The 14,258-nt window shown below is 56.8% G+C and carries 13 protein-coding genes and 1 pseudogene; 1 reads left to right on the top strand and 13 read right to left on the bottom strand.

Annotation, left to right across the window (positions count from 1 at the left end; genetic code table 11):
- Nucleotides 1–182: 182 nt before the first annotated feature.
- The 7 genes from CIC12_RS02540 to CIC12_RS02510 all read right to left on the bottom strand — a co-directional run bounded on the left by CIC12_RS02540 (nucleotide 183) and on the right by CIC12_RS02510 (nucleotide 6,909).
- Entirely contained in the window at nucleotides 183–2,606 is a 2,424-nt protein-coding gene (locus CIC12_RS02540) for a phage/plasmid primase, P4 family (RefSeq protein ID WP_168661862.1), read from the bottom strand.
- 273 nt (nucleotides 2,607–2,879) lie between these two features.
- Nucleotides 2,880–3,086, bottom strand: a complete 207-nt coding sequence (locus CIC12_RS02535) for a hypothetical protein (RefSeq protein WP_168661860.1) — start codon at nucleotides 3,084–3,086, stop codon at nucleotides 2,880–2,882.
- Nucleotides 3,083–3,301 (bottom strand): hypothetical protein, encoded by a 219-nt coding sequence (locus CIC12_RS02530; protein WP_168661858.1) that lies wholly within the window; start codon nucleotides 3,299–3,301, stop codon nucleotides 3,083–3,085. Before CIC12_RS02530 ends, CIC12_RS02535 begins: the two co-directional genes overlap by 4 nt.
- Before the next feature lie 12 nt (nucleotides 3,302–3,313).
- The gene (locus tag CIC12_RS02525) at nucleotides 3,314–3,568 is read right to left on the bottom strand and encodes an AlpA family transcriptional regulator (protein WP_238812325.1); all 255 of its coding nucleotides are present in this window, start codon (nucleotides 3,566–3,568) and stop codon (nucleotides 3,314–3,316) included.
- Between the two features lie 115 nt (nucleotides 3,569–3,683).
- The gene (locus tag CIC12_RS02520; protein ID WP_168661854.1) at nucleotides 3,684–5,498 is read right to left on the bottom strand and encodes a tyrosine-type recombinase/integrase; all 1,815 of its coding nucleotides are present in this window, start codon (nucleotides 5,496–5,498) and stop codon (nucleotides 3,684–3,686) included.
- A 317-nt stretch (nucleotides 5,499–5,815) separates the two neighbouring features.
- The gene (locus CIC12_RS02515) at nucleotides 5,816–6,169 is read right to left on the bottom strand and encodes a tyrosine-type recombinase/integrase (RefSeq protein ID WP_168661852.1); all 354 of its coding nucleotides are present in this window, start codon (nucleotides 6,167–6,169) and stop codon (nucleotides 5,816–5,818) included.
- A complete protein-coding gene (locus CIC12_RS02510) occupies nucleotides 6,130–6,909 on the bottom strand; it encodes a hypothetical protein (protein ID WP_168661849.1) in 780 nt (259 codons plus the stop codon). Before CIC12_RS02510 ends, CIC12_RS02515 begins: the two co-directional genes overlap by 40 nt.
- Before the next feature lie 265 nt (nucleotides 6,910–7,174).
- On the opposite strand from CIC12_RS02510, the pseudogene CIC12_RS02500 reads away from it, so the two are divergent.
- A pseudogene (locus CIC12_RS02500) lies at nucleotides 7,175–7,603 on the top strand (hypothetical protein).
- Between the two features lie 121 nt (nucleotides 7,604–7,724).
- Here CIC12_RS02500 and CIC12_RS02495 read toward each other — a convergent pair.
- From CIC12_RS02495 to CIC12_RS02470, 6 genes are all read right to left on the bottom strand, one after another.
- On the bottom strand, nucleotides 7,725–8,069 hold the full coding sequence (locus tag CIC12_RS02495) for a cupin domain-containing protein (RefSeq protein WP_168661847.1): 345 nt from the start codon (nucleotides 8,067–8,069) through the stop codon (nucleotides 7,725–7,727).
- A 73-nt stretch (nucleotides 8,070–8,142) separates the two neighbouring features.
- Nucleotides 8,143–9,366: an acetylornithine deacetylase gene (argE, locus tag CIC12_RS02490; protein ID WP_168661845.1), complete on the bottom strand. Its 1,224-nt coding sequence runs from the start codon at nucleotides 9,364–9,366 to the stop codon at nucleotides 8,143–8,145.
- A gap of 42 nt (nucleotides 9,367–9,408) precedes the next feature.
- Entirely contained in the window at nucleotides 9,409–10,356 is a 948-nt protein-coding gene (locus CIC12_RS02485) for a D-2-hydroxyacid dehydrogenase (protein ID WP_168661843.1), read from the bottom strand.
- Entirely contained in the window at nucleotides 10,353–11,141 is a 789-nt protein-coding gene (locus tag CIC12_RS02480) for a class II aldolase/adducin family protein (protein ID WP_168661840.1), read from the bottom strand. The genes CIC12_RS02485 and CIC12_RS02480 overlap by 4 nt, the downstream gene beginning before the upstream one ends.
- 31 nt (nucleotides 11,142–11,172) lie before the next feature.
- Complete coding sequence (locus CIC12_RS02475; RefSeq protein ID WP_202984858.1) at nucleotides 11,173–12,465, bottom strand: hydantoinase/carbamoylase family amidase; 1,293 nt, start codon at nucleotides 12,463–12,465, stop codon at nucleotides 11,173–11,175.
- A 7-nt stretch (nucleotides 12,466–12,472) separates the two neighbouring features.
- Nucleotides 12,473–14,140 (bottom strand): peptide ABC transporter substrate-binding protein, encoded by a 1,668-nt coding sequence (locus CIC12_RS02470; protein WP_168661838.1) that lies wholly within the window; start codon nucleotides 14,138–14,140, stop codon nucleotides 12,473–12,475.
- Nucleotides 14,141–14,258 lie beyond the last annotated feature (118 nt).

Genomic DNA, 14,258 nt, shown 5'->3' with positions numbered 1-14,258 from the left:
CATCAAGGCACGCCGCAATTCCGCTTTTGGAAGCACTTCCAAGGTTCTTTCCCGAGTTCGAGGGTGCTGAAAAGTGCTCGGAGTGCTCCGAAACCCCCTTTTTCACTATTTTTTCTTTTTCAACTCTTTATAGAGAAAAATAGTAAAAACAGTCACTTTGAGCACTCCGAGCACTTTTCGATCTACAACCCCTCCGTCTCATCAAACTCAGGCCGATCCGCACGGAAGCGAAACCCGAGCAAAAACGTCCTCCCGTTGCTCTTCTGGATGCCGTGACCCCGGCTCTTCATCTCGCGCGTAAAAGCTGGCCGCGCTTGCGGCTTTAGATTGGACGCCCGCATGTATCTCTCGTATCGCGCAAAGGCCATGGACGCCTCCTCTCGCTCGCCTGACGCCATTTCACACTCCTCCTCGAACCAAAGGCCTAGAACGTCGCTTTCGCTGCGGTACTGGTTCACCGCGCTCACCATTGCAGAGGGAACGCGGAGGTCCCGATCCTTCAGATACTTCCTCGCGCCTTCAATCAACCACATGAGAACGCCGTCGCGTTCCTTGGCGAGAATTACCTCGTGCAAGTCTTTGACCTCGACTCCCGAGACCCCTCGAAACCTCCGCTTTAACTCCAATAGAATTATTCGAGCCCAGAAACCATCATCTGTGTCATGCGCCGCAAGGTGATAGTTGCCACGCAGTACCATCGTGTGCGTCGGATTAAAGCTGTAGTATTTGCCGTGGTGCTCACGCGCTGCAATCGGGTCGTGGGAAGTGATTTCCTTCAATCGTTGCCCGTTGAACGTCGCCCCCTTCGGAACTTCGTTAGCGAATGCAACGCGCGCACCCGGTAGCCGGTTGATCAAATGTCGAGCCTCGCTGTCGTTCTGTTTTTTGATCAATAGTTCGTGACCGACGGTTACCGCATACTCCCCAAAAACGCCAAAAATGACGTTCGCGAGAATGCTCTTTCCATTGCCTCCCGGCCCCCACACGTAGAGCATCTTCTCCTCGGACACATAGCCGGTCAGCGCGTAGCCAAAAAACCTCTGCAAAAACTCTTCAACGTCGGAGTCGCCATCACTGATGTCACGCAGAAAACGAAGCCATCGATCACACGTCGCGTTTAGAACGTACGAAGCACGAGCTTGCCGGGACATCAGTCGAGTCGGATCAGGAGCTAACAGTTCGCTAGTGCGGAGGTCTACATCTCCGTTTTCAACGCAAAGCATCTCGGGGCGTGCGTCCATCCTGCTGATGTTTGCGATACTCATTTCCGGCTCAGCCGCTGCCGCCTCAAGCATCGCGTTCAATCTCGCCATCGAGCGATGAACTGATAGCGCTTGTTGATAGGCTCGTCGATTCGAGTCAGTAGGGTCGTTAGAGAACGCTGTGCCGGTATGCCGCAGCATTTGATCGGCAACCGCCTTGGCGGCCTGAAGCTCCTCCCCCAATTCGCACCGAGCCCACCGCCCTCCGCGCCACTTGAACCACGCGCGCTCAGAGTACACATAGAGCATCCCGCCGCGATAGTTGGCTGCGAACCGCCTGCCATTCGAAACGTCACCGCCTGTATCCGGGCCTGTGACATTGGAAGTAACTTCCGCGCGCGCCTCTTTCCATCCATGCTCTTTCGCGAGGCGGAAAATAGTCGCGATGGTGACGCCGCCCGGTCTGCTCGCGAAGCCGCTCCACGTCCGCTCCTGATCGCCGCCATCGTATTTGGTGGACGTCTGCGCCCACTCGTCCCACAACTCCCGGCCGTCCTCGCCAAAGTCTTCTTCGAGCGCAGCGCCAACTTTCAGCCATGTCTCCCTGTCATCAGCCGGGATGACCTTCAGCGCGCTCTTCACACGCGGCAAGTCTCGCTCCTGATCCTCTGCACGGCGCATGTTGATAGCTCGAAGCTCCGGGCCGAACTCGTCATCATCATCGAGACCATCGTCCGCAACGGCTTTCACCACTTTTAACCTCGGCCCCTTCGCACACCATCCGGGCAAATCTTCGAGCATGCATCGGCCGTCGATACCCTTACCGCTCGCCCACGCATAGAACTTGCCGGACGCATGCAACGAGGGCGGGAGAACAACATACTTGTCGCCACGCTGAAGGTCGATACCGTCTGCCAACTTCGCCGGAAGGTGAGCGTCTACGGGAGCGCGAAAGAAAAAATGCTTCCCGCCGCCGCCCGTCAGAGACTCCATTTCCGATGCTATCGGGCCATGCTCGCGCTGTAGCTGTTCAAAGCTCGCTTCCCCGCCATTACGCGGATCAACGTCGATAACCGCCAAGCCTGACTTGCCTACGTGACAGGCAATGTTTGCGTGCGGATGTTTGCGAAACCATTGGCGGATCGTGTCAGCATCGCGGGTCGCTTTGTGCTGCCAATTGCTGATGAAAGGATGCTTGCCGGGCGTGCGGCAATTTGCACCGTCGCTACAGGTGCATTTGCCATCGCTCCCGATGGAGTTGACCGGAAACACGAATAGCCCCTCGCCCGCGTACAGCAAAGCCGCCTGTAGCATCGTGCTATCCTGCATTCTCTTCATCGCTGTATCTTTGGGCCGCCCTGCCTGTCTCTCGGCGGCCCCTTCTTTTTGTGCGGTCTCGTTCATTTCAGTCAGTCCCCGGATGCTCTCAACGCCTTGATTAACCGCGCTACGTCTGCTCGCCGGTAACGCACCATGCGGCCAAACTGAATGCACTCGATAGTCTGGATAGACTCGATAGCTATTCCCGCATCTGCGAGGAGTCGCCGCGTCTCGTTCAGTGTGAACAACGATGGATCAGGCATGCGGGCCTTACGCCTGCTGCGGCATCGCTTGCACTCGCAAGTTTCAAGGTGCCCTTCGCGCGGAATGCGGAACATCTTTTTTCGGTCGAGGCCATTAGGCATTTTTGCCTCCCGCCGCTTTGTATGTCGCGATGAAGAAATCCGTGTCAATCTCGGGATTCGAATAACCTTCGCGCCGAAGAAATTCGGTTAGTGCCGCGATCATTCGATACGGTTTGTCGATCTCGGACTCCACTGCGGCCAATATCGCAAGCCAACAGATAGCGAGTTCCTTTGCACTGTTCGGCAAGGTGTTTTTCATGGCTTCTCTCCGCGCGCCTCAGCGCATGCACGAGAGAACTCATCGGCGCTAACGTAGGCATTCAGGCAGCCGTGCTGTCTTAGCGTCACGCTGATAGAGCGCGCCATCCACGCCTCATTGCCTTTACTGTTGCCCGCCTCCACGAATCGGCGCGCGAAGTCGCTAATGAGAATCTGCATCCCATCGCGCGGGATCGCTTTAACTCGAATGGTCATGGTTGCCTCCCGTTACAGACCAATGGAGGGGCGGGTAAGCGGGCGTTGAGCGATGTACGCGTCTACATCGGACTCAAGCCAGCCGATAGCGCGCGCACCGATTGAGACGGATCGCGGGAAAGTGCCCTCGGCCATCTTTCGATAGATGCCCGAGCGGCAATCGCCAGTCTTTTCGAGAACGGCGGGAAGGCGAAGGATGCGGGTGCCACTGACACCCTGTTTGACTTTAGTAGCCATGTTTGTCTGCCCTGAGACGTTGTTAAACATGGCTCTACTTCAGTTGGAAATTCGGGTGCCGTCAAACTTTCCAACAGGCCGGAAAGCCTTATGCAGCGGGCGTTTTATTGGAAATTTAGGCGTGTGAAACTAATTTATTTAGTTTCTATAGACTTCTGATCGCCTCGTGCATCTTTTCGGTCTCCATCAGGTCCTTGACGCTCTTATAGCCGATGGGCTTTACACCCCTCGGTCGGAGCGAATCATTGATCTTCTGCGCAAGTCGAACTGCCACTTTATCTACTGAGACCTTGCCTTTGTATGGGCCGTTACCGTTCGGCTTAATAGTCCTTGCGATTTCGAAAACAGCCTCAAGCGTGACCCCAGAATGCCACCACTTGTCGATGCGCTGCTCGCGCGACTCGTGCCACTGCCGCCACGGTACATCAACGCCGCGCTCTTCTGCACATTTGAGCCAGTCCTTCAGGCTCCGGGGTTCAGCGTATCGAGCACCCCTCAACTGCCATTCTGCGATCTCAATATCTTCATCAAAGCTATCATCCCGCGTGCGCTTATCCATCGTCTTGCGGCTCGCATGCTTTCCATCGAAGGCGTGAGGTAGATACCGACTTCTCATCGGACCATGCCAAGGCTGAAAGGGCTCGATGCCGACCAATATTTGCACCGCCTCATCGCGAGCGCGAGTCAACAGGTCTAGCCGCTCACCCAGAAGTCGCCACGCCTCAATCTGGTCATTGAGCCGGACGCTACGCTGATAGATGCGCTTAACCTTGTGTTCCTCGGTCTGGTTGAGGCACTTGATAATCACGTCGCTGTCTACGCCTAGTTCGCCCATCAGCGTCCCGGCTGTTCGGCGGAGGTCATGAGGCGTCCACTTGCCGCCCGCCATCTCTAATGCGTGGCCGTGCGCTGTACGGTTCGTGTGAGCCTCGCGCTTGAAGTGACTCAGTTGGCGATCCTCAATTTGCTTCGTCATGCTCTTGGAGCACACAGCCCCCTCGCCACGCCGTGCGGGCATGATCCACTTTTCATCGTCCGATAGCGCAAGCAATGCCTCGAAGTGGCGCTGCGCGAATTCCGACAGGTACACCACATGCTCGCGCCCATTCTTTGCGTGCTCTTTCGGAATGGTCCACGTAGCCGCTTCGAAGTCTAGGTCCGTGCGCCGTGCGTGCGTTACTTCACCAATGCGCGCGCCGGTCGCGGCCATAATCCAGATAGCGTGCTGTGTCGATTTGAGGAGGTTCGCGGAGGCGAGGGCGGCGGGCAGGGCGCGCAGTTCCGTTTCACTGAGAACGCGCTCCCGCTCTACATCCTTGCCGCCTACATCGCGCTTTGCAATGCGGTGCGTTGGATCGGCGCTAACTATGTCGCGTACAAGCGCGAAGCCGAACATCTGCCTCAACTCGGACAGCATGCGATTCGCCAGGCGATTAGCGCCGCGCTCCGTCACGCCGTCGAGCACCGCTATAATGTCTGCGCGCTTGATGCTATCTGCGTGCCGCTCGCCAATAGCAGGCAAAACGTCCTTGTCAAAGCCGCGCTTGGTCTCCGCGCCTTCGTCCTTTCGCTTCGATAATTCGAGCTTGTGCCACCGCGTGAATAGCTGATTAACGGTCATGCGGGCCATTTGCTCTTCGAGCGATGCCGCACGGCTTGCCTCGGCTACCTGTCTTTCGACCTTATCGGCGCTGCGCCGCTCGTTCGGGTCGATGCCTTGCGCTACAAGGTCGCGCGCCGTATCGCGCGCCGCACGGATCGCGGGCAGGCTGAGAGCGGGCCATGTGCCGCACGCCGTATCGCGCGTCTTGGTCTGCCATCGGTAGCGATACCAGAAGGTGACGGACACACCATCGCGCGCATTGCGGACCTTGCCCCACAGCCCGCCATCGTCTCGAACGGTGCGCCCAACGTCGCCCGTTTTCAGTGACTTCAGTTCGTTAATCGTAAGTTTCGGCATCCTTGACCCCAACATTGACCCCAACAGAATTTCTGGCTGTCCGCAAATCAGGTGGAACAATTTGAGACATCAAAATCGCTGTACGGCTTGCTGGACAAGGATTCTACGCTACTTCGTGGGATTTATACGAATGTAGTGGAATGAAAATATAACTTTATGGGGTGCAGGTGGTAGGAGGTTCAAATCCTCTCGCCCCGACCAAGATCAAAGCCGCACGCCGTAAGGCGTTGCGGCTTTTTCATTTCCCGCCTCACTGTGCGTTCGCACAGTGCCTTTTAGAAGACAAAATATTAGATGTTTGTCTAAAACTCCGAGAGTCACCACGACAGCTTCAAGTCGAGCGATGACGTCTCCGGACTCGCCTCCTTGATGTAGATTTCCGTCGTCTTTCCGGTCGTGTGCGCGAGGCGCGTCTGGATCTTCGCACGGCCCTTTCCGGCCTTAGCCGCATCCGTTGCGCCGAGGGCGCGCAGGTCTTTGAACTGGATGCCGTCGGTCACGTTGGCGCGATCCTTCGGGCGGCGCCACATCGAATGAAGTCCGGTCTTCGAATACGTTCCGCCCTTCTGTGTGGGCAACAGGTACGGGCTGATGATCAAATACTTCTTCTTGATCGCCTTCGCGCGGTCGATCACTGCACGGATCTGCGGCGTGATGTCAACGTCGAGCACCTTGCCGCTCGTGGCGGCCGTCTTCGATGGCTTGAAGCGATCGTCCTGTCGGTGATCTGCGTTTCAAGCAGCGTGCGCACGTCGATGGCTCGCTGCCACATGAGATAGGACATGTCGACGATGCACCGGAACATCAGGCCCGACTCGGTGGGCAGTCCGTCCTTGCCGATCGATGCCGCCTCGCGAATCGCCTTGATAGCTTCGTGGGGCGGCAGCACCTCGCGGCGCTTCGTTGCATAGTCGGACAGATCGAGCCGGTCGCACGGGTTGTCTGGCCGGAAGCCGCGCTCACTGATCGCGAGCTTGAACATTTTGCGCATCACGTTCGCGTACTTCTGCGCGGTGTTGCGTTTCGTGCGGAAGTTGTCGCGCAGGAAGTCGGCGCAATCCTTGGTCGTGACTCGGGCGACGGCGTACTCGTCGAATGCGGCAGCGATCACGTCGGCCATGCGGCGGAATTCCTTCTGAACCTCCTCGCTGAACCGGTCGAGCTTGCGGTCCTTCCTGTCGGCGCACAGCCTCGGCATGGTGCCGTCGACGAGGCTGCGACCGCCCATCAACCCGCCCAGCTTCGAATACATCACCGGCTCGCCGTCCGCGATCGAGCAGAGTCGAATCCATGTCTGCGTCTTGCCCGTCCATGGATTACGCAGCGGCGCGGGTGCGAAAAAGTAGTACGCGCCGTGTTTGGCCTGCACGCGGCGCGGCAGGCCGCGGTGGGTTTTGCGACGTCGATTCATTTCTTGCGCGAGATGGATTTGAGTTTCGGTCGGTCATTCGCGGCGCGCTTGGGCGCACCTAACCGGATTGGACGCAGCCGATGACATAGGCGTTATTGAGGCCGGGCAGGGCGCCGATCATCAGCATGGCGTCGGCGGTTTCCGATTCGAGTCCAAGCCAGATGCGCGCGACCCGGGCTTTCGCGATAGCAGGAATCACGTGGTGTGCGAGGCGCAGATTGGCGGTCAGGTTTTGCGGAATGGTCTCAACCGGACCACGATCGCGATGGAAAATCTGCGTCGCAACGGCTATGAAGCAACAGTCGTAACCGATCCGGAGGCGTCTGTTGTCCAGGCCGACATCGTTTCCTGCTCTACCCTGGCTACCAGCCCGCTTATTCTGGGCAATTGGTTGCAACCAGGCACGCATCTGGATCTGATCGGTGGTTTCACGCCGACCATGCGCGAAAGCGACAACGGCTGTTATGTCGACACGTAGGTTTTCATTGATACGGACGAGACACTGATGAAGGCTGGAGACTTGCTTGAGCCCATCAACGCTGGCGTTTTCTCGCCGCAACTCGTCAAAGCACGCCTTGCGCAGCTTTGCCGCAAAGAACATGCGGGGCGACAGTCGCGCGCTGAAATAATGGTCTTCAAGGCTGTTGGAACGGCTCTCGAGGACCTGGCCGCCGCTTGCGTAGTTTTCGACTGACGATCAGTCGGTTAGGGCGGACAACTTACGACGGTCCGCCATTCGAGTCTATTGATGGTGGTCGAGGTGCTACTGCTTGCCCGTCGGATCGAGTACCACGAGCCTTTGCCATTACGGCGTGTCACAGGATCACATAGACTTTGCGTAAGGTCTCGCGAATCTCCCACACGCCCATTGTCATTGGCGGGAAGAAAAGGGTGTCGCCGGTTCGCATGTGGACGATCTGGCCGTCATCGCTGGTGAAAATTGCGTCGCCCGCGAGGATATGAACGATCTCGGCTCCCTCTACTGTGCGTTGTGATTGACCCGGCTCGCATTCCCATACGCCAGTATCGACCTTCTCGCGGCCAGGGATTTCAACGCTAATACCGCGCGTTTCGAATGGCTCCGTGCTAAGCGGAATTGCTACAGGGCCTAAAGACGCCAACTGTTCTCGAACTGTCTGTTTGATATGGTGAATCGGCATCGTGGTTCTTCAGTTTGTCAGAGAGGAGTGTGCACTTGCACGAAAAAATTAGATCTTGCAGCAGGACTGACTGTCACTCGGCTAGTGGGCGGCCAGTCAGGAAGTCAGGCGAGCTGGTTTGTACCGCTGCAGCGAGTTTCCCAATGAACTCAAGGCACTGGGCAAGCTGATCGACCTCTATATATTCGTCGGCCTTATGCGCGTCGGTAATCGAGCCTGGTCCGCATACGATGGTCGGTATGCCAATGTTCTGGAACAGGCCACCTTCGGTGCCGAACGACAACGTGTTTTCGGATTCCAGGCCAAGAAGTCGTTTCGCAATCTGCTTGAGCCACGCAGCCCTGGGATTTTCGTCCGACATGTCCCGCAATGCCGGATAGGCAAGCAGTTCAGTGAATACAATGGATGTATCGCGCGAAACTGTTTGCATCTCAGGTTCAAGTGTCGAATGCGCGTGACGACGCACAGCCTCAACAATTGCGTCGACATTTTCTCCCGGTAAATTTCTGATCTCGAAGTCGAGTTCGGCGTGGTCGGGGATGACGTTAAGCGCGATGCCTCCTTGAAGTCGACCGGTGTGGACGGTCGAATATGGCGGTATGAAGCGTGTGTCCTGTTTGCCGTCATTGCGGATTGCGGTTGCGGTGCGGCGTAGAAAGACTGCTATCTCCGCTGCGAAATCTGCCGCGTTGACGCCGAGATGCGTCAGCGCGGAGTGCCCGGCAAGGCCTTTGACGCAACAGCGGTACGCAAGTTTGCCTTTGTGCGCCACGGCGACTCGCATATGAGTAGGCTCGCCGATAACGCACGCATGTGGCTTGAATGGAGACCTGTTCAATTCGCTGAGAAGCCCGTGCACACCTTTGCAACCTACTTCTTCGTCGTAGCTGAAAGCCAGATGAATCGGCACTTCTTGGGCAATATCGACGAAGGCCGGCACACTCGCGAGCACAGCAGCGATAAATCCTTTCATGTCTGCAGTGCCACGTCCCAGCACGCGTCCGGGGCGGCGTGTGAGGGCGAACGGTGGGACGGTCCACGGTTGACCGTCTGCAGGCACGACATCTGTGTGCCCGGAAAAGCACAAGCCGCCACGATCGCATGGACCGATTGTGGCGTATAGATTCGCTTTATTACCCGTTTCGTCGAAGGTCAGCGAGGATGCGATTCCAAATTGCTGAAGGTAATTTTGAACGAATTCGATGAGTTCGAGATTCGAATTCCGGCTGGTCGTATCGAATTCAACGAGTGCTTCCAGCAATTCTAGCGATGACGTGAGAAGGGCGTGATCATTCATATTTTATGGCGATGTGCTGATCTACAGAAATTGGCACCTGATTCAGGTAATGATTTCATTGACTAAAGGAAGCGAGGTTGCATACCGCTTGAGATTGTCTTCGAGAAGGTCGATAAAACGATGTTCAAAGCCGTTGGTCTCTCCTGCGGAGTGAGGAGTGACAATCACGTTGTCTCGCAGCCAGAAAGACGAATCCACGGCAAGAGGCTCCTCGACGAAACAATCGAGCGCTGCGCCGGCTATCGTGCCGCTATCCAGAGCCGCCAATAGCGCAGATTCGTCGACTAAAGCGCCGCGGGCGAGATTGATGAGCCACGCGTTCGGACGCATTGACGCCAACGCGTGCGCGCCGATTAGTCGGCGAGTATCGTCGGTTAATGCACATGTCAAACAGACGAAATCTGCCAGGCCCAGTGCTTCGTGGAGCCCTTCGCGATCGATGACTGACGATATGTTGATATGCGATTCGGTGCGGCGCACGAAAATGACTTTCATACCGAAAGCTTCTGCGAGCGAGCCGAGGTGTGATCCAATCGATCCTTTTCCGACTATTGCGAGTGTCTTCCCACGAAGCTCTCCCTCGCGACGCGATCGAGCTGCGATGAGCGGCCGCCACACCTGCTTCTTTTGCCGATCACGTGCGAGCGCCAACTGGCGCACGGCAGAGAGCATCAGCGCCATGCCATGTTCAGCAACGGAGTTCGCGTTGACACCCCTCGCGTTGCATAAGCGGACGCCTCGCGCTTTCAATGCGGACGAATCGAACTGTTCTACGCCAGAGCTTGATGCCTGGATGAAACGCAATTTAGTCGCCTTCGCTAACATTGCTGGGCGCCATAGACCGGACGTGCACAAAACGTCGACGCGGTCGATCAGTGAATCGAGTTCCTCGACTGTGCGAGCACAGAGTATCTCGCCGCCGTGATCTCGGGAACGATACTCTTCGGCGAGTTGATAACTCTTATGAGCGAAACCAATGGTGAGATTCATGCGCGATAGTCGGGTTCGCGACGATCGAGGATTCGCTTGAGCGCGTCGAAATGATGTTCAGCCCACGTTTTGTTGCCGATACGGCCACCGCTCGATTTATAGCCCTCGTTTGCCCGGTCGATGACGGTCTGATTCAGGTGCTTCAACTTTTCGCCAGTCCATAGGGCGTACAGTTGAACCTGGGCGACGCGCTCGAAATAATAAAGACGATCGAATGCGTGTGCGATGGATCCCAGCGTGAGAATGCCATGATTGGCCATGGCTACGATCGTCTTGCCGGGATTCGCTTCTAGCAGCGCGACAAGGCGATGGCCCTCGCCAGTATCCGTCGCGGGACCGTGATAATCGGTATCGTAGACGAGATGACGCATGACACTCAATTCAGTCTGTCCAATCGGGCGAATGCGCGAATCATCAAGGCGACTCATCGCGGCAGCGAAAGGCATGTGTGTATGAAAAACCGCGTCTGCGTGCGCAATCGATTGATGAATGGGTGCGTGAATGCCGAATGCCGAAGGCTCGACGTCACCACTACCTGCTAAAACCTTGCCGTCATACCCGACTTCCATAAAGGAACTGGCATTCACTTCTGACCAGTGCAGGCCGAAAGGTATCTGGTAATAACGGTCGGAGGTACCCGGTACACGTGCAGTGAGGTGATTAAAAATACCTTCCTGCATGCCGTACATCACCGCTAGTCGATGCGCTGCGGCGAGATCGACACGTGTGCGCCAGCGTGCGGAATCGATATCTGCTTCAGAGGCTTCGGCAGCTTGTGTATCCATGGTCATGAGCCTGTTGAACGTAAGCGTTGCGTCAGTTGTAGGTCTTGCCGGCAGATTGCATCACCCAGGCAACCATGACGCGACATGCCGCATCGAAATCTTCCAGTCGCATGGCTTCGTGCGGGTTGTGACTGCCGTGCTGGTTGCTGACGAACAGCAACCCTGCTGGAACGCCGGCTAGCGCGAAGGCAACTGGATCGTGTCCACCGCCTGATGGCATCTCGATGCAACGCACACCAGCCGCGTTTGCGGCATCTATCAGATCGCGCCGGATCAGCGGATGCATGGGCACACCGTCGTTTGCACCTTCGCCGCCGAGTTCGAAGCGAACATGCCGGCGCGCTTCGATTTCGGGCACGAGTTGGTGTAATCGGTCGAACACGGCCTGAACGGTGCCGGGATCGATGCTGCGAACGTCGAGCTGAAAGCGCGCTTCGCCGGCGATCTTGGTGAACGACGCGTCTGCCGTGGTTTCGAGTACACAGAACGTACATACGACCTGCCTGCCTGTTGCATCCAGGTCGCCCCAGTACTCATCGAGCTTCACAGCAAGTTCAGCAAGTGCAATCGCCGCATCCGCGCGGTACTTTCGCGGTGTTGCGCCCGAGTGGTTGTATTCGCCGATCACACGGCCCGCGCGCAATCTGCGCGATGATGGGATGCCGGTAACGACGCCAACTGAAATGCCCTCGCTATCGAGCACCGGTCCCTGTTCGATGTGCAGTTCCAGATAGGCAGCGACGTTGTCCGGCCCAAACAGCCGTTGGCCCGTGCGGATTGCTTCCACGTCACATCCGCAATCAGTCATATGTTCGGCGAGTGTTCTTTGTGTGTCCTTTCGTTGTGCTTCGAGCAACTCAACGGGCAATGTACCAAGCGTCGCCTTGCTGCCGGGATAGCCGGCCGGAAACCACGAACCACTTTCCTCTGCACGCACGGCAATTACCGTGATATCGACGGGCGGCACGAACCCGCCACGAATGAGACCTGCGACTACGGCGAGGCCGCCGACCACACCAGCGGCGCCATCGTAATTGCCGCCTTGTGCAACGCTGTCGAGATGGCTGCCGATCAGTATGCGGGGTGCGGTGCGGTCTTTTCCGGCAAGTGTCATGTGGAGGTTGCCAGCGAAATCACTCATCGTCTCGAGGCCGAGCTTTTCGGCTTCGGCCTTCATCAGGGCGTGAGCGGCGTTTTCACCCGCACCATACGCATCGCGAGTAATGCCGACGCCATCAAAGCCCTGGACACGAAGGGTTTCGAACAGACGCGCCGCCATTTCGATATCGGGTTGACATACTTCTTCAGGAGTTTGAATGTTCACGCGCGCCTCAAGCTTTCCAGTACCAGGTTGCGGCGTTCCATGCGTTGGATAGAACGTTCACGTTGTTTTTGAAGCCCACGAGGCCCTTGCGATTTCCTTCGATCAGGACGACCTGAAACATCGGGAGCATTGCCAACTCGTCGCGCATGATGCCTTGTACCTGCGCGTAATTTTTCTTGCGCTGATCGAGCGAGACCGTGCGTACAGCATCTTCAAGCAGTTGATCGACCGTTGCATTCCTGAACTGATAGACATTGGTACCCGATCCGCCGTGTGCGGGGATCGAGTGACTGTCGAATCGGTCGATCACATTGGGATCGGAAGCGATCGTGCAGTTCGTGTAGGTAACCAGGCTGTCGAATTGCGACTGCGACCAGAAGGGTCCCCAGATCACTGCGCCTGGCATGTTGCGGATTTTCATCGACACGCCAATTGCTTGCCAGCTTTGTGCCAACAGCAATTGCGTCTGCTCCTGCGCAGGATTGCCCGCCACGGTCGAATTGGTGAACTCGAGGCGTCGGCCGTTCTTCACGCGGATGCCGTCCGGACCGGGCTTCCACCCCGCTTCGTCGAGAATCTGTTTTGCCTTGTCCGGTGAATAGACATGCTTCGGCAGATCGCCGCGATACGCCCAGTTGCCATCCGGGAGGTACGACTCGGTTTCCTTCGGCAGACCGTGGTAAAGCACGTCGATGATCGAGCGCTTATCCATCGCATAGTAGAGGGCCTGCCGCACGGCCTTGTCGCCAAGAACCGGATGCCCCAGGTTGAAGGTCACATTCTGAACAGCAGGTAGGGGCGACACATGTATTTCGACGTTGGCAATCGCCTTTGCCTGCGTGTACTGGTCGGGAGGTATACCTTGCAGGCCGAGATAGTCGATCGAACCTGAACTGAATTGCGTAAATAAGGCGGTTAGATCGGGCACATACTTGAATACGAGGCGCTCCAGAAGTGGCCCCGATCCAAAATAGTCGCGATTTGCGACCAAAGTGAGATGGTCGCCAGCGACACGCTCGCTCCAGCGGAATGGACCCGTACCAATCGGTGCCGTATTCAGCGCTGATGTATTGGGGTCCGCTGCCTTGCCGACTACGTGTTTCGGCACGATGAATGTCGACGATAGTAGCGAGAGGTACGGTGCAAACGGCTGCTTCAGCTTCCACGTGAGCTCCAGTGGGCTCGTTACCTTGATGTCGGTCACGAGACTATGTCCCATGCGACTCGACGCCCGAAAGTCCTGAAGTTGCAAAAGTTCGATGGTGAACTTGACGTCCTCGGCCGTGAACGGCTGCCCGTCGTGCCATTTCACGCCATCACGCAATTTGATCTTCCACGTCAGGCCATCGGCAGACAGGCCGCCATTTTCGACGCCTGGGATTTCCCGCGCGAGTGCCGCCACAGGGTGGCCGTTTTCATCGTATTGCCAGAGCGGACTGAACAGATTCCACCACACCCCGTGATCGACGGATAACCCTTTGAAAAGTGGGTTGAAGACCGTTGGCTCATTTGAGAAGCCAATCACAACCTGACCCTTCGGTGTCGGCTTTGCAGCGGTCGCTGCAGCTGCCGCCGGGATAAAGCGGCTCGCGGCGCCAAGTCCGATTGCAATAAGCAGCTTACGTCGAGCGGCAGAGGTCCGGAATGGTGGCTTTTCGTCTGGAGTTTTTGGCATGGGCTACAGGGCATTGAATCCGTGGTCATGCGACACCTCGTTGGGCGATAGCGTCGCTACTGTCGGAGCCATCGTAGTGATCCAAAAATGAATTTGTCAATAATATATTGAACGATTC

The organism is Paraburkholderia sp. SG-MS1, assembly GCF_012275575.1.
GTDB lineage: Bacteria > Pseudomonadota > Gammaproteobacteria > Burkholderiales > Burkholderiaceae > Paraburkholderia.
The sequence above is the reverse complement of the archived record's forward strand: the minus strand, read 5'-3'. Positions and strand labels throughout refer to the sequence as shown.

Excerpts from the sequence above, each read along its gene's own strand:
- CIC12_RS02540 (WP_168661862.1), bottom strand. The coding sequence starts at position 2,606 with ATGAACGAGACCGCACAAAAAGAAGGGGCCGCCGAGAGACAGGCAGGG.
- CIC12_RS02535 (WP_168661860.1), bottom strand. The coding sequence starts at position 3,086 with ATGAAAAACACCTTGCCGAACAGTGCAAAGGAACTCGCTATCTGTTGG.
- CIC12_RS02530 (WP_168661858.1), bottom strand. The coding sequence starts at position 3,301 with ATGACCATTCGAGTTAAAGCGATCCCGCGCGATGGGATGCAGATTCTC.
- CIC12_RS02525 (WP_238812325.1), bottom strand. The coding sequence starts at position 3,568 with ATGTTTAACAACGTCTCAGGGCAGACAAACATGGCTACTAAAGTCAAA.
- CIC12_RS02520 (WP_168661854.1), bottom strand. The coding sequence starts at position 5,498 with ATGCCGAAACTTACGATTAACGAACTGAAGTCACTGAAAACGGGCGAC.
- CIC12_RS02510 (WP_168661849.1), bottom strand. The coding sequence starts at position 6,909 with ATGAATCGACGTCGCAAAACCCACCGCGGCCTGCCGCGCCGCGTGCAG.
- CIC12_RS02495 (WP_168661847.1), bottom strand. The coding sequence starts at position 8,069 with ATGCCGATTCACCATATCAAACAGACAGTTCGAGAACAGTTGGCGTCT.
- argE (WP_168661845.1), bottom strand. The coding sequence starts at position 9,366 with ATGAATGATCACGCCCTTCTCACGTCATCGCTAGAATTGCTGGAAGCA.
- CIC12_RS02485 (WP_168661843.1), bottom strand. The coding sequence starts at position 10,356 with ATGAATCTCACCATTGGTTTCGCTCATAAGAGTTATCAACTCGCCGAA.
- CIC12_RS02480 (WP_168661840.1), bottom strand. The coding sequence starts at position 11,141 with ATGGATACACAAGCTGCCGAAGCCTCTGAAGCAGATATCGATTCCGCA.
- CIC12_RS02470 (WP_168661838.1), bottom strand. The coding sequence starts at position 14,140 with ATGCCAAAAACTCCAGACGAAAAGCCACCATTCCGGACCTCTGCCGCT.